This is a genomic window from Luteibacter sp. UNCMF366Tsu5.1 (assembly GCF_900119235.1).
In the GTDB taxonomy this organism is placed as follows: Bacteria; Pseudomonadota; Gammaproteobacteria; order Xanthomonadales; family Rhodanobacteraceae; genus Luteibacter; species Luteibacter flocculans.
Window position 1 is genome coordinate 674,719 of record NZ_FPIS01000001.1, and the last position, 18,055, is coordinate 692,773.

Consider the following 18,055-nt stretch of genomic DNA (forward strand, 5'->3'; position numbering starts at 1 on the left):
TGGACGGGCATGACATGGGCCGACGGGCTCCGCCCGAAGGCCGGAGGCGCTCGGGGAAAGGATCGGCAGCGTGATGCTGTGAACCACGTCACAGCGGCGGGGCCGATCCTATGTCTCATCGGCGATACAGAGAAGACGGTTACATGGGAAATTGCGTCACGTGCGGCGTGACGATCTTCCGCTCGGGCAAAGCTCCGCGACGGTTATCCGGCGCACGTGAAAACGCAGCGCCGAACTGCTGCGGCGCTTGGAAGGAACGGAACTGTGGCGAAGACGTTTGCTGCAGCGGAGGCCGGGCGACGGCCGTCCGACGTCGATTCAGTCGATTCGATCACGCATGGGAGTCGCTTCTTCGTCCGCCGCGGCCGCGATGAGGCGGACGACGCAGGTCACCAGCTCTGCTGCCGTCGCTGGTTTGAGCAGCACCGCGTCGAAGGTGAAGCGCGCATCGGCAGGACGCAGCGGCGACGTTGCCGTATAGAGAAACACCGGTACATCCGGGGATTCGGCACGCAGGGCCTGCAGCAGTGTCCACCCGTCGCCGCGCGGCAACTGCTGTTCGGTGATCACGAGGTCCGCCCGTTCATGCCGAAGGACATCCAGCGCTTTCGCGGGATCTGCCACGCCGACGCTCTGGAAGCCATAGCCATCGAGCAGATCGCAGACGACCGCACGGCGGGCCGCGTGCGGTTCCACGACCAGCACGATCCTGCCCTCGCCGTCGGGCTCGTCGATCTCTCCACCCGGTTCGAGCTCGGCCTCGAGATCGTCCTCGTCCGCCAGCGGAAGCGCCACGGCAAAGCTGAAGCGGCTTCCGCCGGACGGCAGGCGCTCGGCCTCGAGGCGCGTGCCCATGTGCTGGAGCAACTGGACCACGATGGCGAGGCCAAGCCCGCTCCCTTCGTGCTGGTTCGCGTTGTCACCGCGGGCGAACGGCTGTTGCAGCGATTCCAGGGCGGCGGGATCGAAGCCGATGCCGTCGTCTTCCACGGTGAACACGAGACGCACGCATCCTCCGCGCTCGGGTACCGCATCGGCACGAAACGCCACGGCACCGTCGTGGGTGAACTTCGCCGCATTGCCCAGCAGGTTCAGAAGCACCTGACGCAGGCGACGGAAGTCAGCGCTGACCACCGGCGGCAAGTGCTCGTCGAAATGGCATGCGAAGCGGTTGCCGTGCCGTTCCACCAGAAGCACGGCCTGCTCCGCCACGTCGTGCAGGAACCCGTGCAGGTAACCGGGTACCGGCTCCAGACGCAAGCCGGTCAGTTCACCGCGAGAGAATTCCAGCAGGTCGTCGATCAGATCCACCTGTTGGCGCACGTGGCGCTCGATGATCTGCGGATAGTCGCGGCGGGTGTTGCCGGCGCGCCACTGGCGTACCGCATTCATGATCGCGCCCAGCGGTGCGCGCAGGTCGTGGCCTACGTGGGCCAGGAGCATGCGTCTGGCCTGCAACGACTGGCGGAGTTCGGCGGTGCGTTCCTGCACGATGCCTTCCAGCCGCTGGGCGTGCGCGATCAGCCGGCGAGTGCGCCAGCGCCACGCCAGCGCGATGAGCGCGATGAGCAGGAGCACCTCGATCGCGTATGCCCACGGCGTCTGCCACCACGGCGGTGCCACGGTGAAGTCGAGCGTGACCGGTTCGGACGACGTGCGCCGGTTGACGTCGATGGCAGTCAACTCGAAGCGATACTGCCCCGGCGGCAACGACGCGTAGCGGACCTCGCGCTGCGCGGTATCGACCCAGTCCTCGTCCAGGCCCGGAAGGCGATAACGAAAACGCACGGGATGACCCGCACTGTTGCCGAGCACGCCGAAGCGCAGGACCAGTGGCGCGGTTTCCTTGAACGGCAGCGTGGGCGACGCCGCAGCGACTTCGCTTTCGCCGTAATGGGCCGAGAGCAGCAAGGGACGGATGTGACGAGGTGCGAGAAGTTGGTCGGGGTCGAGCACGTGGGTCAAGCCCACCGGCGCGCCGATCCACACCGTGCCGTCATCGTCGGCAAGGAACGCGCCGTGATTGGTCTCGTCCCAAAGCAGACCGTCGCGCATCGACAGGCGCGTCCAGGTGTTCCCATCGGCCACGTCTACGCCGTTGCCGCCGCCCGCCCAAAGACGACCGCGCCGGTCGGTACGCAGGAAATAGAAGCGCGTGTCGGCAAGCAGCGGATCGTTCACCGGTGCCACGGTCACTGCGTCGGCATCGGTAACGTGGCCGACGAACAGGCCCGGCTGCAACGAACTCAGCCACAGCCGCCCGTCGGGCGTGACGGCCACATTTTCGTAGCCGCCCGACGATTCGGTCGGCATGACGCGCACCCGCGACCAGCCCTTGGCGTTATGCCGGTACAGCCCCGAACTGCAGCCGACCCACAGCCGGCCGTCCGCATCCTCGGCCATGTCGGAACACATCGTGGAGGGAATCAATCCGGGTGCCGCGGACGTGGCGCGCGCCCCAACCGGGTCGATTTCGTAGAGACCGCCCAGGGTGTAGGCCCAGAAATGCCCGTCGCGATCGAGATGCGCGCCGCGCACGAGGTACGGTAGCGCGGTCACATTGGTCGTGGTGCCGGCGGACGTGTCGTAGCGGAGCACGCGGCCGTCGAAGAGGAAGTACCAGATCCCGCCCTTGCCGTCGGCGATGACGGCATGCGCCTGGTTCGGCGGAGGCACGGACAGCGGCCAACGATGCGCGCGGGCTTCGGCCGGCACGATCACTTCGCCGCCGGATTCCCCGGCGAGCCATACGGTGTGTGCGTCGCCACGCGCAATGGACCAGATGAGGCTGCCGCTCAGGCCCTGGGCGGACGTCCAGTTTTCCACCGCGTCGGCACTGCTCCAGTAGACGAGGCCGCGTCCGTAGGTACCCATCCAGACCATGCCGTCCTGATCGGCCACCATCGATGAGATGCCCACGCCCGGCAAGCCGTTGCCAGGATCGAACAACTCCCACTTCGCGCCGTCCCAGCGCGCCACACCCACGTCGGTGCGGGTGAGGATGCGGCCCGCGCGGTCCTCGACGATATCGATGCTGGAGGCGGCGACTTCGGTATGGCCACCGGGAATGTCATGCGTGGTGAAGGCGGACGCACCAGGGGCAAGGCGAATCACATGGCGGATGCCGCGCGCCCACAGGCTGCCGTCGCGCGAGGCCAGCAAACCGACCCATTTGTCGGCCGGTACGCCGCGGTCGGTACCGAAACGGGCAAGCACGCCATTGCGCAGGCGGCACAACGCACCCCCGCAACCGAACCAGGTCGTGCCGCTGCGATGGAGCACTGCCGTGACGTCGCCGATGCCTTCGGCCGCCGTGCCTTGCAGAAGTGGCGCGGACGTCCAGCGCCCTGCATCGTCCTGGGCGAGACGCCAAGGCTGATGACCGCTGACGACCAGCATCCCGCCGCGATCGTCGGCGGCCAGCGACTGGCCGCGATCCGCGAACAAGGTCTTGCCGCCCGGCGCCACCCAGGTGAAGTTGCCATCGTCGCCGCGCCGTTGCAGTCCGGCACGCGATGCTACCCACAGGTGATCGCCCGCGTCCTCCGCCAACCCGACGACTTCTGACGTCTGGAAGCCGCGGTTATGCCCGATCGCATTGAAGCCGAGGCCATCGAAGCGGTAGAGACCTTTCTCGGTACCCACCCAGAGAAAGCCTTCGTGATCCTCGAACAGGCGCACCACCGAGAGGCTGGTGAGGCCGTTGCCCTGGTCGTAGAACGTGAGCGGCAATTGCACGGCGGAGGCGTACGCCTGCCCCACGGCCACGAGCATACCGAAGCAGAACGCCACGACGTGACGCCAAACGGCACGGATGGATCGTCGACGCTCAGCGACCACGGTGGGCCGCTTCGGCTACGGCGCCTTCTTTCGCCGCCTTGCGGAACTGGCTGGGCGTCACGCCCAGGCGTTCGCGGAATGCGGTGGTGAAGTTGCAGGCGCTGCGGAACCCGATGTTCTCCGCGATTTCCTGCATGCCCAGCGTGGTCTCCGTGAGCAGTTCGCGGCTGCGGCGCAGGCGTTCCTCGCGAATCCACGCGAACACCGTCATGCCCAACCGCTCGCGGAAGATCGCAGACAGCCGCTTGTCGTACGTCCCCACGCCCGCGGCAATCTCTTCCAGCGTAAACGTGTCGGCGAGACGCTTGCCGATCAACCGCATGGCCGCTCGCAACACCACTTCGTCACGGTTCGGTGTCGGGTCGGTCACGGGATCGGGAAGCGCCGCACGCCGTGACAGCCGCAGATGAATACGCACGCGGGCAAGCAGCTCGGCTGGCTCGCAGGTCTTGAGGATGTAATCCACCGCGCCGTGGTTGAGGCCTTCGAGCCGTTCCTCGGGGCTGGACGCCGAGGTGAGGAACAGGACCGGCGTCTCCCTGGCGCGCGGCAGTTCCTGCAACAGCCGGCACAGGGCGAAACCGTCCATGCCCGGCATGCGCACATCCAGCAGGATGAGGTCCGGCACCAGCAGCTGGGCCCGCTGGTAGCCCTGCTGCGCGGTGGTAGCGAGGGTGACCTGCCAAGGCTGGGTCCGAAGCGCCTGGATCAACCCACGGATGTCCTCCGGCGCATCGTCGACGACCAGAATGTGCGGACTCTGAGCAGACTGCATGTGTTCCCCCTGCGCACCCATTGCCGCCCTTCACGGGCGGTCAAGCGCGTTTTCGGCAGCAGTATAGGCCTTCGAATGAGATTTTTCCCCTCCAGCAAAGGAAATGACCGCTTGCGCAAAAACGGCAAGAATCGCCTTCCTTAGACTAAGCTTTGGCACGTATGGGGTTGCCGTTTACGGGGGGAGCGATGTCCGGCGACATGCCGACGCGCAATGCAATGGATCGAATGAACAACCTTAATGATCTGTTCCTGCTGGTCCAGGTCATCGAAGCCGGAGGATTCTCCGCGGCAGCGAGTCGGCTGGGTACGACCCGCTCGCTGCTCAGCCGCCGGATCATTGCGCTGGAAGAGCGCCTTGGCGCACGCCTGCTGCACCGAAACGCGCGGCAATTCGCCATCACGCCGACTGGCGAGCGCGTCTATCGGCACGCCGCGGCCATGTGCGAAGCAGCCACCGCGGCGGAGCAAGCCGCCATGGCAGAGGGCGCCGCGCAAAGCCTGGTGCGGATCGAAGCGCAGGGATTGCTCTCGCCTCTGGTAGCGGAGCTGGTGCCCGGATTCGCCACCGCCCACGCGCGCATCCGCCTGTCCGTCAGCACCGGCGGCACCGGGGTGGAGGCACTGCTGCGCCAACAGACCGACGTGATCCTTAGCCTGCGCGAGACGCTGCCGGACAGCGGCGACATCGTGGCGCGTTCACTGGGCGACGTGCGCCTGGTGACGATCGCCAGCCCCGAGCTGGTGTGTCGCCTCGGCGAACCGGAGCACCCGGCGCGCCTCGACGAAGGCCACTGCCTCAGCTACGCCAGCGAGACGTCCGGCTATTGGATGTTCCGTGGCCTGGCACCGCGTCGACGCAATGCCCGCATGGCGTCGGCCGATCTGGGCGCCTTGCTTGCCGCGGCACGCGCGGGCGTGGGCTTTGCCCAGTTGCCGTTGTTCATGGTGGCCAACGACATCGCTGCCGGTCGCCTGCGCACCGTGCTGGACGCCTTCGAGCCGGCCCCACTGCCTTTGCATGCGCTGACGATGTCCACCCGCGTCGTCAGCGACGCCACGCTCAACTTCGTACGTTTCGTGCAGAAAAGCGTGCTCGAGATGTCCGAACGCTGGCAGCAGCTGGTGCCGGGTCGGGCCTGAGCTCTCGGGCCCGGTCGACTCCCTGGTCAAGCGCTCGCATGACTGGTATGAACGCCATCGACGCGTTACGGGAATCGATCCATGAGCGACATAACGATCTATCACAATCCTGCCTGCGGTACCTCGCGCAACGTACTGGGCTTCATCCGCAACAGCGGTGAGGAGCCCACCGTGATCGAGTACCTGAAGACCCCGCCCGATCGCGCCACGCTGCAAGGGCTGATCGCCGCGATGGGCGTACCCGTGCGCGACGTATTGCGCATCAAGGGAACGCCCTACGACGAACTGGGGCTCGGCGATCCCAAGTGGAGCGACGACGCGCTGATCGATTTCATGCTTGCGCACCCGATTCTCATCAACCGCCCGATCGTGGTCACGCCTCTGGGCACGCGCCTGTGCCGGCCGTCGGAAACCGTGCTCGAGATCCTGCCGAATGCACAGCAAGGCGCGTTCGCCAAGGAAGACGGCGAGCGCGTCGTGGATGCCGAGGGGCGCCGCGTCTAATGGACGATGGCGCGCCCGCCGCGCAGCGCGACAGCGCGTGGCGGGTGTTCCTGCCGACCTCGTTCGTGTTGGGTTAGGCGATCGTCGCGTCGTAACCGCCACACGTCAGCGCGTCGCCTGAGCCGAAAGCCGCTCCATCAAGGTCAGTGCGTTGGGCACGGCCGCGCCGCGCGCGGTGTTGTCGAAGATGCACCAGACGTCCGTCTTCGCCTTGTATGCACGGTGCAGCCCCGTTGCGATGTCGTCGATGAAGGCATCGTCATACGCCGAGTAATAGATGTCGGGCGAACCATGCAAGCGGAGATACAGTAGCGACGGATCGCCCGTGCACGCGGCATGAGCGACGGGCGCCGGATCCGCCTGGACACATGCCACGCCGGCGTCTGCAAGTATCGCGTTACCGCGCGGTGTGAACCACGTGACATGTCTCGGCTCGCAGGCCACACGCGCGGTCGCGTTTTCGCGGAGCAAGGCGAAGAACGTGGCGGCGACCTTCTGGTCCAGCGCGAGGCTCGGTGGCAGTTGCACGAGAAGGCAGCCCAGCTTCTCGCCCAGCGACGCGATCTCATCGCAGAACCCACGGACCAAGTCATCGCAGTCCTGCAGCCGACGTTCGTGCGTGATCGTGCGAGGCATCTTCACACTGAAACGAAAGTCATCGGGCACGCTTTCCGCCCAGCGCCGATATGTCTTCGGCTGATGCGGGCGATAGAACGACGAGTTGATTTCCACGCACGAAAACACGCGCGCATACCGTTCCAGATGACTGCCCTCCCCTGGGAAGTTGCCCGCCATCTCCGACGAAAGCGACCAACCGGCACAGCCTACGTACGTGGCGGGTTCGGGTGACGCGACGGGTATGGGTTTCTGCACCGTGGTCGGCTCCATGAAGGTGGCACTGGCCCCTCTTCTTTATGGGGTGAGCCGTCAAGATCGCGTCTGCCCCGTGCTAGCATCCCGCCCATGTCGGAAAAGGCAGACTTGGTCTGGTAAGCCCAAGTCCTTTCGGTAACGAAAGCTCTGGTCTTTGGCCTCGTGCAGAAGATCCCCACGACGAACATCGGACGCCTGGCGTCCCTTCGTTCGTCCGTGCGGATTCCTGTGAAGAGGAACGCTCCGGTCGAACACTGACCAAGGAGCCACCTCATGCACGCCGCTGATGCTCATATCCACGACGTCGCCATCGCCGGCGCCGGCCCGGTTGGGCTGTTTCTCGCCTGCGAACTTCGGCTGGCGGGCTGTTCCGTCATCGTGCTCGAACACGAACCCGATCCGCATTCCCCGTTGAAGGATCTGCCATTGGGGCTGCGCGGCCTTACCGTGCCCTCTCTTGAAAGCCTCGAACGTCGTGGGCTACTCGACGCGCTGAAGGCGCATGTCGCCGAACACACCTCACCCCACACACCGCACTGGATGCAGGCAACGCCACGCCGGCCGGGCGGTCATTTCGCCGGCATCCCATTCTTCCACGACCGCGTCGATCCGACGGCGTGGTCGTACCGTCTACCTCCGCTGCCGGATACTTTTGCGGCCGACATGGCGAGCATCGAGGCGATCTTCGCTCGCCGCGCGAGCGCGTTGGGCGTCGTTTTGCACCGCGGGTGTGGGGTCGAAGGTCTGGAATCCTTTGACGATGGCGTGGTCGTCCGTACCCCCGGCGAGTCGTTCCGTACGCGCTGGCTCGTGGGTTGCGACGGCGCACGAAGCGCCGTGCGCAAGGCGGCGGGCATCGCGTTCACGGGCACAGAGCCCGAGTTCACCGGCTATTCGGCGCGGGTGACGCTCGCCGATGCCGAGGCGCTCAAGCCAGGGCGGCATTACACCGCCACTGGCGTATACACGTATGCGGTGCCAGGCACGATCGCGATGGTCGACTTCGACGGCGGCGCCGCTCACCGCACGGGACCACTCACACGCGAGCACATCGAGAGCGTGCTGCGCCGCATTGCTTGCACCGACGTGAGCGTCGCCACTCTCCACGTGGCGACCACCTGGACCGATCGAGCCTTTCAAGCGAGCCGTTATCGACAAGGTCGCGTGCTGCTGGCCGGCGATGCGGCACATATCCATTCGCCGCTCGGTGGTCAGGGCCTCAACCTCGGGCTGGGCGATGCGATGAACCTGGGCTGGAAGCTCGCTGCGACGCTGAAGGGCAACGCGCCGAGCGACCTTCTCGACAGTTACGAACACGAACGCCAGCCAGTAGCCGCTCGCGTTCTCGACGCCTCGCGCGCGCAGGTGACGTTGATGCGGCCTGATGCGGGATCGCGTGCGCTCGGAGCGATCCTCCGCGACCTCATGGAGACGCATGACGGCGCCACGTATTTCGCCGGGCGTGTATGGGGTCTGGGTCTGCGCTACGACCTGGGCGATGAACATCCGCTCGTGGGACGCAGCGCGCCGCCGATCGAAGCGCGCGATGGTACGCGGCTCGATGCCCTGCTCCGGCTCGGTGGTGGACTTCTGCTCGATTTCGATCGACGCGTCAGGCGTCGCGATCTTGCGCAGCCATGGTGCGACCGCGTGACCTATGTAGCCCTCGATGCGATGGAACGCTGGAGCTCGAGTGCCTTGCTGGTGCGACCCGACGGCATCGTAGCCTGGGCCATTGACGACGATGCCGATGAAGGTCTCGAGCTCGCCCTGCGGCGCTGGTTCGGGAATCCTGGGCTCACCGCCTGACCATCGACCTCTACGCCCGGCGCATCGTCTGAAGGCATGCTTGGTGGGAGCCAGCCTGCTGGCGAAACAGGCAACCTCAGTGCGCAGGTACTCAATCAGCCTGCCGCAAGGGTTTCAGAACACGGATGGGTTCTCTCGCCACCAAGAGGATCCCACCCGCCGTTGGGCTGCTGGTATCCCCATCGCCAGCAGGCTTGCCCCCACCGTTGCCACCGCGAGTGAACGGCAGGTCAGGCACCGCTCGCGCGTTTTCCGGCTTTCGCGTTGCTCGCAAGTTTTCGCTTAGCCCCTTCGTATAGCTTGCGGCCGATGGTGGCGTTTCCTAACGTTCGGACGCTTACGCAGTTCGCATGCGTGGCGTCTGGACGTGCCATGACGAACCAAACGACGCTCGATCGCGACTGTCGAGCCGGACACCGTGTCATATACGGAGAATTGCCATGAACCGCTTGCCGCTTTTTGCTTTCGCACTGATGCTTGGTGCTGCGCCGGCCGTGCCTGCGATCGCTCGCGAATCCACTGTCGATTACGCCGTCGGCGCGCAATACGATTCCACGCACGTCTATGTGGCACCGGAGGACTTCGACCGCTGCGTGCAGAGCCTCGTCGCCACGTTCGGCGGTACGACCAGCAAGAAAGGCGCTTTTCAGGTCACCCCGACGCCGAGTAAGACCTGGTCGCAACTCGTGCTGACGCCAGCCGGTTCGTTCTCGGTGTTCGGCTTCACGACGCCGGTGCCCTACCCGTTCGGCGTCGAGCGTAATGGCTATCTCGTGACGGACATCGACGCGGCGGTCGACGCGGCGGTGAAGTCCGGCGCGGCACGGCTCATCGCCACGTTTCCCGACCCGATCGGCCGGGATGCCGTGGTGCAGTGGCCCGGCGGCGTGAACATGCAGCTCTACTGGCACACCACCAAGCCCAGCTACCCGGCGCTCGCGACGATCCCCGAAAACCGCGTCTACCTCACGACCGACAGCGCCGACACGTTCGTGAAGAGCTGGACGCGCTTCGCCCATGCCAAGGTGATCGCCGATGACAAGGCAGCGCCGGGTGTGGAGATCGGTCAGCCCGGCACGACCTATCGCCGCATTCGTCTCACCTCCGGCTACGGCCTCATGACCGTGAGAGTGTCCAACGGCCAGTTGCCGTGGCCGTATGGCCGCGATGTCACCGGCTACGAAGTCGCCGATCTGGCGGCCACGCTCGCCAAGGCACAAGCGGCAGGGGTCGAAACGCTGGTACCGGCGCATGCGGAAGCCGATCGTCAGTCCGCCGTCGTGCGCTTCCCTGGCGGATACATCGCCGAAATCCACGCGACGCTTGCACATTGATCGCGTGGTGCCGAAACGAAGGCACGGCGTGACGCCGTGCCTTCGCACGTCACACAGGTGACGGAAATCAACGCCCTTCGAACCACAGCGTCGCATCTGCGCCCGCGGGAATCCGCATGGGCGTGCCGGGGTCGGTCACCGCGCGCCATACCGCCTCGGCCACGTCGCGCGCATGCGTGACCGGGCCCGGCTCGCGCATGCCAGCCACGAAACCTTGTACCAGTTCGGCATACGCCTCGTGATCGAGGCCCTGCATATGGTCACGAGCGTTCTCGCCGAAACGCGTATCGGGCGCACGCCCGGGCAGCACCAGATGCGCACGCACGCCGAAGGGCTTCAGTTCTTCCGCCATCGATTCAGTGAATCCATGCACCGCCGCCTTGCTCGCGGTGTACGCCGCCAAGAGAGGAATCGCTCGCAAGGTGACGGCTGAAGTGACATTCACCACCACGCCCGATCGGCGCTCCCTGAATTGCGGCAGCACCGCTTGCGTGACCGCCATGGTGCCGAAGGTATTCGTCTCGAACAGTTGGCGAATCGTCGCCATGGTCGTGATTTCGAACGGTGTCGCCGCGCCTACGCCCGCATTGTTGACGACGGCATCCAGCGGTCCCGCTGCCTCGATGGCCTGTCGAATGCTTTGAGGGTCGGTAACGTCGAGCGCGATCACACGCAGGTTCGGGGACCGAGGCAGCACGTCGTCGCGCGGCGAGCGCATCGCCGCGACCACATTCCAGTCGCGCTCGGCGAAGAGCTTGGCGGTGTCGAGGCCGAAGCCCGAGGAACATCCAGTGATCAGAATGGTTTTCATGACGCACCTTGGTTGCAGTGGATGGAAAGCACGATAGACCTCGGGGCCCGTACTTCCTATCATTCATCGTCGCTCATTCATTAGCAGGAGTCCGGACATGATCGATCCGCTGGCGGAGGTGGTCACGCTGCTCCAACTCAGTGCGGGGCACTCGAAGCGAGTGATGGGCTCGGGGCCTTGGCAGGTCCGCCGTTCCGAGGCCGGCCAGCCGTTCTACTGCGTCATCATCGAAGGTGCCTGCCGTTTCGAGAGCGAAGCACACGAGCCCATCGAACTGCGCGCAGGTGATTTCCTGCTCGTTCCGGATGCCTACGATATGGCGATGTCCAGCCTCGTGACGGTACCGGCAGGTATCCCTGAGGCCGTGCCGGTGGCGATCGCCACGGGTGAATTCCGGGTCGGCGACCCGGACGGAGAGGCCGACCTGCGCATGCTGATCGGCCATTGCCGCTTCGGCTCACCGGACGCCGCGTTGCTCGTGTCGCTGCTTCCTAACGTAGTGCACGTGCGCGGCGAGCCCCGATTGGCGACGCTGGTGGAACTCGTCAGAGACGAGTTTCGGGAGCAACGGCCCGCCCGCGACGTGGTGCTTGCGCGCCTGCTCGAAGTGCTGTTCATCGAGGCCCTGCGCTCATCTGCCGGCACGAAGGCGTCGCCTGGCTTGGCGCGAGCTCTGGCAGACGAACGACTCGCCATCACGCTGCGGCTCATGCACGAACAACCGAACCGATCGTGGACGGTCGCGCAACTCGCCAAAGAGGCTGCCCTGTCGCGTTCGGCGTTCTTCGAACGCTTCCAGCGTGCCGTCGGTCTCGCACCCATGGCGTATCTGCTGACCTGGCGTATGGCGCTCGCCAAGAACCTGCTTCGAAACGGCGATCAAGGCATAGCGGACATCGCCGACCGCGTCGGCTACGGCTCAGCCAGCGCGTTCAGTGTGGCATTCACTCGTCACGTGGGCATGCCGCCGGCACGGTATGCGCGTGACCGGAACGACGTGGCGGCAGCAGAAACCGCATGACGAAGCGCTAACGACAGGCGCCGTCGCTGACGTCGCTCACTTGGCAAGAACGATGTGCGTCGCGAGCTCGGTGTTCTCGTGTGCCACGACCTTGAACCCCAGCCCCGGGACGTCGATGCCCTCGAACATGGCCTCGCCACGGCCGAGCAGTACCGGTGAGATGGCGAAGTGCATCTCGTCGATGAGCCCGGCCGTGAGGTATTGGCGCACCGTGCTCACGCCGCCACCGATCTTCACGTCCTTGTCGCCTGCTGCGGCCTTGGCCCGTTCCAGGGCCTCCTCGATGCCGCCGGTGACGAAATGGAACGTAGTGCCTCCTTCCATGACGATCGACTCGCGAGGGTACTGCGTGAGGATGAAGGTCGGCGCGTGATACGGCGGATTGTCGCCCCACCAGCCTTTCCAACTCAGGTCGGCCCAATCGCCGCGCGAGTGACTGAACATGTTGCGGCCAAGAATGAAGGCACCGAAACCTGAATTGCCGCGCGATGCGTAATGCTCATCGACGCCTGTGGAGCCGCCCTCCTCCCCCACCATCGAACAGAAGGTCTTCGTGGCAAAGAACCATCGGTGCAGTTCCCCGCCACGTTTGCCCAGCGGCGCCTCGAGGCTTTGCTCAGGCCCCGCCCCGAAACCGTCGATCGACAGGGAAAACGCACCCACTCTCACTCGTCCCATCGCCACACCTCGCCGTGCTTGTCTGCGGCGATCCTACACCGCAAGGAAGGACGCGTCTTGACCATCATTACAGTCTATCTGTACAGTTTAGCTGTAGATATCAGGAATCGTCATGGCCAAGTCACACAGTCCAGCCGATGCACCGCCAGTCTCGATCCTCGCAGCCGAAATACGCATATCGGTTGGGAAGCTGCTTCGTCGCGTGCGCGAACAGGCCAGTCCCGGCGACTTCACATCCAGTCAGAAATCGGTACTGCTCCGCCTGGACCGTGACGGACCCGCCACCGTGTCCGCCCTGGCTCGCGCCGAAAGCGTTCGCCCGCAATCCATGCGTGTCACGGTCGCCGCGCTCGAGGCGATGAAAGCCATCAGTGGCAAACCCGATCCCAACGATGGGCGACAAACCCTCGTGGACCTGACGCCCGCCTTCCGGAAAAACCTCAAGGCCAGCCGCTCCGCCAAAGAAGACTGGCTGGTCCGCGCCCTGCAGGCACAACTCTCCCCGCAGGAACATGCCGAACTCGCGTCGGCTGTGAAGCTGCTGCAACGTCTTGCCGAGTTCTGAGCCCCCTCCCCCCAAGGAAATCCTCATGGCTATCACTGCGCTCGATCCGCATACCGCGCTCATCGTTGTCGATCTGCAAAAAGGCATCGTCGGCTATCCGCTTGCCCATCCTATCGACGGCATCATCGAACGCACGCAGGCGTTGCTGGGCGCGTTTCGTCAGCACGGTTTGCCCGTGGTGCTGGTGAATGTGGCTGGTGTCGCGCCTGGGCGTACGGAGCGCCCTCGCCTGCTCGAGACGATCCCCGAAGGATGGACCGATCTCATCCCGCAACTCGATCGGCAACCCGGCGACCTCCTTGTCACGAAACATACCTGGGGTGCGTTCGCGCGTACGGACCTCGAACAGCGTCTGCGTGCGCTGGGCGTGACTCAGGTCGTGGTGACCGGCGTAGCGACAGCTACCGGCGTCGAGTCGACCGCACGCCAGGCCTACGAACAAGGATTCAACGTCACGCTGGCCATCGATGCCATGACCGACGGGCGTGCCGAGGCACACGAGTACAGCATCGCGAACGTCTTCCCAAGACTCGGTGAAACGGGCACCGCCCAGGACATCATCGACATGCTGGAAGCCCGGAACCGCTGAGGTGTTCGCCACGACCGGCATGTTCCGCTCGCTGAAGAAACCCAATTACCGGTTATGGGCCGCGGGATCGCTGGTATCCAATGTGGGTACGTGGATGCAGCGCACGGCGCAGGACTGGCTGGTGCTGACCCAGCTTACGCCGCACAACGCGTCAGCGGTGGGCACGGTCATGGCGCTTCAGTTCGGACCGCAGCTTCTGCTGCTCCCGTGGACGGGCTTCGCGGCCGACCACTACAACCAGCGCAAGCTGTTGATGGCGACGCAGGCGAGCATGGGCCTTCTTGCCTTGGCATTGGGACTCCTGACCGTCACAGGTATCGTCCAGCTCTGGCACGTCTATGTCTTCGCCTTCCTGTCGGGTTGCGCCTCGGCCTTCGATGCACCCGTGCGCCAGACCTTCGTGACCGAGCTGGTCGGCGATGCGGACCTGCCGAATGCGGTGGCGCTCAACTCCACGTCGTTCAATGCGGCGCGCATGATCGGGCCGGCCGTGGCTGGCCTGGTTATCGCTTCAGTAGGCACGGGCTGGGCATTCCTGATCAACGGCGCCAGTTTCGTAGCGGTATTGGCATCCCTGTTTCTGTTACGCGTCTCGCAACTGCACGCGCATGAACGCGCTCACCGCGCCAAAGGCAGCATGACGGGTGGGCTGCGTTACGTGGCATCTCGGCCGGACCTCATGGCGATGCTTGCCATGCTGTTCCTGATCGGCACGTTCGGCCTGAACTTCCCGATCTTCATTTCTACCATGGCGGTCGGCGTGTTCCACGCCGATGCGCGGGGCTATGGCCTGTTGTCATCGATCATGGCCATCGGTACCGTCTCGGGTGCCCTTCTCGCTGCCGGCCGGGAACGGCCAGAATTCATGTCCTTGCTCGTCGGTGCAGCCGTATTCGGGCTCGGCTGCACGCTCGCTGCCATCGCGCCGAGTTACATCTTGTTTGCCGCTGCCCTGGTCGTGATCGGCGTGGCAGCGCTGACGTTCACCAATGCAACGACGAGCCTGATGCAGCTCTCCACGCAACCTGCCATGCGCGGACGTGTCATGGCACTGCGCTTGGGCGTCGCGCTCGGTGGCACGCCGATCGGCGCTCCGATCGTAGGCTGGGTGGCCGATCATGCCGGACCGCGCTGGTCGCTCGGCGTCGGTGCGGCGTCTGGCTTTGCGGCCGCGATGGTGGCCGGCTATGCGATGCGACGGCGGGTTCATCGGGTTTCGTCGAAGGAACCCGACGCGCGTGCCTTGCTGGACTCACCGCAACCCTAACGTCGCAATGCGCTCCGTAGGAGCCGCCAGGGCGGCGAGAAAACCTGGCCTCATCGCAACCGGGCCTCGCCGCCGTGGCGGCTCCTACAACGAAGGCTTGCCCTGATTGGGTATCGACTTCACCAGCCGTGCGGTGCCTTCGTGTCGGGCGCGTCGTGTTGGGCCATCAATGCCGTCCGCTTTTCGATGGCGCGCACCACTGCGATCATGTCGTCGCTGCCGAAGCCAAGGCCTTCCGTTTCCGCGTAGAGCCTCACACAGGCGTCCATTTGCGGCACCGCTATGCCCGCTCCCTGGGCCGCTTCAACGATGAGGCGATTGTTCTTCAGGACATCCGAGATACCTGCCTGCCGCGTGAAATCCCGACGTAGCAGCTTCGCTGCCTTGACGCGAGACACATCGCTTGCCATCGGGCCTGCATCGAGGATCGCCGCGAAGCGATCGAGATCGAGGCCGTGGCGATCGGCGAAATGTGCTGCCTCGGCGAGCCCGGTGACCATCGTGATAAGGAAGACGTTGACCGCGAGTTTCATCCGCAGGGCATTGGGTGCCGGACCACAACGAAATACCTGACGACACAGGGGAGCGAGCAGCGGTTCGACCGCTGCAAGGTCGTCCGGCTCGCCGGCGAGCATCCCGACCAGTTCGCCAGCCTCCGCGGGTTTGCGCGAGCCCGAGACGGGCGCTTCGACATAACGCCCGCCTGCGTCGCCGATCGCATTCGCCAGGCCGAGCGAATATTCGGGGCGAAACGTGCCCATCGACACGACCATGCGCCCGGACACACGCTTGATGAAATCGGGTAACCCGCGCCCCAACACGTCATCGGTGGCGGCTTCGTCGGCGAGCATCAGGATCACTGTCTCGCACCGCGCGAAGACGTCGGTTACATCAGGTACCGCGGTAGCGCCCAGCGCCACGAGCGAGTCACAACGGTCAGAAGAACGGTTCCATACGATCAGGTCTGTCCCCGCGCGCGCAAGGTTCGAGGCCATCGGCAGTCCCATCGTGCCAAGTCCGACAAAGCCAACCGGTGTCGACGCCGTCATCATGATGCTTCCCACTTTTTTGGAAGATTAATCTATCCCCATCACCGTCAAGCGCCGCCTTTTCAAAAAGGCCGAGTGCTGTGGCTGGCCTGTTCAACGGTCGGATAGACTCTTGCCAAGTGAACGAATAAAGAGACTACCGTGATTAAGATCAGGCCTTCCCGGGCTGACGACGGTCAGCGCGTGATCGACATTTGGCGCCGTGCCGTCGATGCGACGCATGATTTTCTCTCGTCGGAGGATCGCCTCGCCATCGACGACATGGTGTGCGGCTTTCTGCCCCAAGCGCCGCTCTGGCTAGCCGTAGATGGCAATGACCGCCCACTCGCCTTCATGCTCATCGACAACGGACACATGGAAGCACTCTTCGTCGATCCAGCGTTTCATGGCAAGGGTCTAGGCGCTGCGCTCGTGCGTCACGGCCTTGCGATGCACCCGAAACTGACCACCGACGTGAATGAACAGAATGGTCAGGCTATCGGCTTCTACGAAAGCATGGGCTTCCTGCGCGTCGGTCGTTCGCCGGTCGACGGACAAGGCCGGCCTTATCCTCTTATTCACCTCGAATACCGCGATCGCTCGTAACGAGCGCGGCGGGCAAGCGCATTTCGGACACTGGCAGAAGACGTGAATCCGCGACGGCCGCCGTGCGATGACCCAACCCCGCCAAATACCCCGCATGGCTGGCGAACGAAAGAAACGAAGCAACGCTGGCCTGCCGTATGAGCATGATTCTGTCCCAGCATTCATCGGTCGGGCCGATGAGGAAGGATCGGCCCTCGCCGAGAAACAAGACATCACCACCGCTTTCCCATAAAAAAGGCAGCGTGTGTTCGACGTACCGATCGAACGCCTGTGAACCGCTGATCGGCGCGGCGGGTGCCAAGTCGGGGTGACTCGAATAATCGGCGACATCCCTGAACTTCAGAAGATTGAGCATGACCACCGGCCCGGAAAGGCCGCGCTGCACGAACAGCCGGCCACTTTCCTGGGTGGGTTCGAGATAAGCCATGTGTCTGTTCCTAGCAGCGTCGCGTCGAAGGGCGCACTAGATGTGCTGCTCGTCGCCCGTGCCGCAGGCAAGACGCAGCGCATAGTCGCGAATGTCATCGGGCCAAGCGGCCATATGCTCTTCCAGTCGCAACGTGTCGTCGGCGAACAGTGCACGCGTCGCTTCTTCATAACCGGGTAAATCACCCGCGATCGCCTGCATGAACCGGTATGCGGCGTCCTGTGCCGCGCGCTTCTGCTGGCGAGGATTCGCTCCCTTGCGAGCGTCGTCGACAAGACGCCTTAGCGTCGCCGACGCACCGCCGGGCTGATCTGCCAGCCATTCCCATTGTTTCGGCAGTAAGGTCACCTCGCGTGCGACGACGCCGAGCTTGGGGCGTCCGCGCGTTTTCACGTTTGGCGTGTCGTCGGATGTGGCCACGTCGAGCGTCGCGTCTGGATTCGGCGCGTAGCGGCCCCGGTAGGTTTGCTGCGGTTGGGACAGCCGATCGACGATCTCGGCATCGCTTCCGCGCAGATCGAGATCGACCAGTCGGCCCGTCGCGTCCTCGAAGACGAGGACGGGATCGATGCCTTCGCATCGGCGAACGGCAAGAGCGACCTCGGGCAGCAGGCCAGATGACAGCACGCGTTGGCCGGTGAAGGCTGTGCAGGTTGGGATAGCAGGATCGGACATGTCGCTCTCATTGAAGAAGCAGAGCGATATATTACCCGGGTAAATTAATTGCAGTCAATTCTACCCGGATTAATATAACCATGCGGCGGTCGCCGCCGGGGTCAGCTCTTG

At 64.6% G+C, this 18,055-nt stretch carries 17 protein-coding genes; 9 read left to right on the forward strand and 8 right to left on the reverse strand.

Annotated elements, in window-relative coordinates; all coding sequences use genetic code 11:
• Positions 1 to 318: 318 nt before the first annotated feature.
• Positions 319 to 3,792 (reverse strand): hybrid sensor histidine kinase/response regulator, encoded by a 3,474-nt coding sequence (locus BT115_RS02840; RefSeq protein WP_143144443.1) that lies wholly within the window; start codon positions 3,790 to 3,792, stop codon positions 319 to 321.
• Positions 3,793 to 3,829: 37 nt separating this feature from the next.
• Positions 3,830 to 4,615 (reverse strand): response regulator transcription factor, encoded by a 786-nt coding sequence (locus tag BT115_RS02845; RefSeq protein WP_072321021.1) that lies wholly within the window; start codon positions 4,613 to 4,615, stop codon positions 3,830 to 3,832.
• A gap of 227 nt (positions 4,616 to 4,842) precedes the next feature.
• On the opposite strand from BT115_RS02845, the gene BT115_RS02850 reads away from it, so the two are divergent.
• Together BT115_RS02850 and arsC are read left to right on the forward strand one after the other, a co-directional pair.
• Positions 4,843 to 5,757: a LysR substrate-binding domain-containing protein gene (locus tag BT115_RS02850; protein WP_177257361.1), complete on the forward strand. Its 915-nt coding sequence runs from the start codon at positions 4,843 to 4,845 to the stop codon at positions 5,755 to 5,757.
• Between the two features lie 81 nt (positions 5,758 to 5,838).
• Positions 5,839 to 6,261, forward strand: coding sequence for an arsenate reductase (glutaredoxin) (gene arsC / locus BT115_RS02855; protein ID WP_072321023.1), 423 nt, complete (start codon positions 5,839 to 5,841; stop codon positions 6,259 to 6,261).
• A gap of 105 nt (positions 6,262 to 6,366) precedes the next feature.
• On the opposite strand, the gene BT115_RS02860 is transcribed toward arsC, so the two are convergent.
• Entirely contained in the window at positions 6,367 to 7,134 is a 768-nt protein-coding gene (locus tag BT115_RS02860; RefSeq protein WP_255369346.1) for a DUF72 domain-containing protein, read from the reverse strand.
• Between the two features lie 273 nt (positions 7,135 to 7,407).
• Between BT115_RS02860 and BT115_RS02865 the strand changes: the two genes are divergently transcribed.
• Both BT115_RS02865 and BT115_RS02870 read left to right on the forward strand, forming a co-directional pair.
• Complete coding sequence (locus BT115_RS02865; protein ID WP_072321025.1) at positions 7,408 to 8,943, forward strand: FAD-dependent monooxygenase; 1,536 nt, start codon at positions 7,408 to 7,410, stop codon at positions 8,941 to 8,943.
• A 440-nt stretch (positions 8,944 to 9,383) separates the two neighbouring features.
• Complete coding sequence (locus BT115_RS02870) at positions 9,384 to 10,277, forward strand: glyoxalase (protein ID WP_072321026.1); 894 nt, start codon at positions 9,384 to 9,386, stop codon at positions 10,275 to 10,277.
• 67 nt (positions 10,278 to 10,344) lie between these two features.
• Here the strand turns inward: BT115_RS02870 and BT115_RS02875 are convergent, their stop codons facing one another.
• The gene (locus BT115_RS02875) at positions 10,345 to 11,088 is read right to left on the reverse strand and encodes an SDR family oxidoreductase (protein WP_072321027.1); all 744 of its coding nucleotides are present in this window, start codon (positions 11,086 to 11,088) and stop codon (positions 10,345 to 10,347) included.
• A 97-nt stretch (positions 11,089 to 11,185) separates the two neighbouring features.
• Between BT115_RS02875 and BT115_RS02880 the strand changes: the two genes are divergently transcribed.
• The gene (locus BT115_RS02880; RefSeq protein ID WP_072321028.1) at positions 11,186 to 12,109 is read left to right on the forward strand and encodes an AraC family transcriptional regulator; all 924 of its coding nucleotides are present in this window, start codon (positions 11,186 to 11,188) and stop codon (positions 12,107 to 12,109) included.
• A gap of 36 nt (positions 12,110 to 12,145) precedes the next feature.
• Here BT115_RS02880 and BT115_RS02885 read toward each other — a convergent pair whose 3' ends face one another.
• A complete protein-coding gene (locus BT115_RS02885; RefSeq protein ID WP_255369347.1) occupies positions 12,146 to 12,772 on the reverse strand; it encodes a dihydrofolate reductase family protein in 627 nt (208 codons plus the stop codon).
• A 127-nt stretch (positions 12,773 to 12,899) separates the two neighbouring features.
• Here BT115_RS02885 and BT115_RS02890 point away from each other — a divergent pair, with 127 nt between their 5' ends.
• The 3 genes from BT115_RS02890 to BT115_RS02900 are packed head-to-tail and all read left to right on the forward strand — an operon-like array spanning position 12,900 to position 15,208.
• Entirely contained in the window at positions 12,900 to 13,352 is a 453-nt protein-coding gene (locus BT115_RS02890) for a MarR family winged helix-turn-helix transcriptional regulator (RefSeq protein WP_072321030.1), read from the forward strand.
• A 25-nt stretch (positions 13,353 to 13,377) separates the two neighbouring features.
• Positions 13,378 to 13,941, forward strand: a complete 564-nt coding sequence (locus tag BT115_RS02895) for an isochorismatase family protein (protein ID WP_072321031.1) — start codon at positions 13,378 to 13,380, stop codon at positions 13,939 to 13,941.
• A gap of 1 nt (position 13,942) precedes the next feature.
• On the forward strand, positions 13,943 to 15,208 hold the full coding sequence (locus BT115_RS02900; RefSeq protein WP_255369348.1) for an MFS transporter: 1,266 nt from the start codon (positions 13,943 to 13,945) through the stop codon (positions 15,206 to 15,208).
• Positions 15,209 to 15,327: 119 nt separating this feature from the next.
• On the opposite strand, the gene BT115_RS02905 is transcribed toward BT115_RS02900, so the two are convergent.
• Complete coding sequence (locus tag BT115_RS02905; protein WP_343124038.1) at positions 15,328 to 16,260, reverse strand: NAD(P)-dependent oxidoreductase; 933 nt, start codon at positions 16,258 to 16,260, stop codon at positions 15,328 to 15,330.
• 138 nt (positions 16,261 to 16,398) lie between these two features.
• Between BT115_RS02905 and BT115_RS02910 the strand changes: the two genes are divergently transcribed.
• Positions 16,399 to 16,842 carry an acetyltransferase gene (locus tag BT115_RS02910; protein WP_072321032.1) on the forward strand — a complete coding sequence of 148 codons (444 nt, stop codon included), beginning with the start codon at positions 16,399 to 16,401 and terminating at the stop codon, positions 16,840 to 16,842.
• Here the strand turns inward: BT115_RS02910 and BT115_RS02915 are convergent.
• Together BT115_RS02915 and BT115_RS02920 are read right to left on the reverse strand one after the other, a co-directional pair.
• Positions 16,811 to 17,269 carry a DUF1330 domain-containing protein gene (locus tag BT115_RS02915; protein WP_072321033.1) on the reverse strand — a complete coding sequence of 153 codons (459 nt, stop codon included), beginning with the start codon at positions 17,267 to 17,269 and terminating at the stop codon, positions 16,811 to 16,813. The two genes, BT115_RS02910 and BT115_RS02915, sit on opposite strands and share 32 nt — an antisense overlap.
• Positions 17,270 to 17,305: 36 nt before the next feature.
• A complete protein-coding gene (locus BT115_RS02920; protein ID WP_072321034.1) occupies positions 17,306 to 17,944 on the reverse strand; it encodes a DUF2239 family protein in 639 nt (212 codons plus the stop codon).
• Between the last annotated feature and the right edge of the window lie 111 nt (positions 17,945 to 18,055).

Excerpts from the sequence above, each read along its gene's own strand:
- BT115_RS02845 (WP_072321021.1), bottom strand. The coding sequence starts at position 4,615 with ATGCAGTCTGCTCAGAGTCCGCACATTCTGGTCGTCGACGATGCGCCG.
- BT115_RS02890 (WP_072321030.1), top strand. The coding sequence starts at position 12,900 with ATGGCCAAGTCACACAGTCCAGCCGATGCACCGCCAGTCTCGATCCTC.
- BT115_RS02865 (WP_072321025.1), top strand. The coding sequence starts at position 7,408 with ATGCACGCCGCTGATGCTCATATCCACGACGTCGCCATCGCCGGCGCC.
- BT115_RS02850 (WP_177257361.1), top strand. The coding sequence starts at position 4,843 with ATGAACAACCTTAATGATCTGTTCCTGCTGGTCCAGGTCATCGAAGCC.
- arsC (WP_072321023.1), top strand. The coding sequence starts at position 5,839 with ATGAGCGACATAACGATCTATCACAATCCTGCCTGCGGTACCTCGCGC.
- BT115_RS02895 (WP_072321031.1), top strand. The coding sequence starts at position 13,378 with ATGGCTATCACTGCGCTCGATCCGCATACCGCGCTCATCGTTGTCGAT.
- BT115_RS02915 (WP_072321033.1), bottom strand. The coding sequence starts at position 17,269 with ATGGCTTATCTCGAACCCACCCAGGAAAGTGGCCGGCTGTTCGTGCAG.
- BT115_RS02920 (WP_072321034.1), bottom strand. The coding sequence starts at position 17,944 with ATGTCCGATCCTGCTATCCCAACCTGCACAGCCTTCACCGGCCAACGC.
- BT115_RS02870 (WP_072321026.1), top strand. The coding sequence starts at position 9,384 with ATGAACCGCTTGCCGCTTTTTGCTTTCGCACTGATGCTTGGTGCTGCG.
- BT115_RS02880 (WP_072321028.1), top strand. The coding sequence starts at position 11,186 with ATGATCGATCCGCTGGCGGAGGTGGTCACGCTGCTCCAACTCAGTGCG.
- BT115_RS02875 (WP_072321027.1), bottom strand. The coding sequence starts at position 11,088 with ATGAAAACCATTCTGATCACTGGATGTTCCTCGGGCTTCGGCCTCGAC.
- BT115_RS02905 (WP_343124038.1), bottom strand. The coding sequence starts at position 16,260 with ATGATGACGGCGTCGACACCGGTTGGCTTTGTCGGACTTGGCACGATG.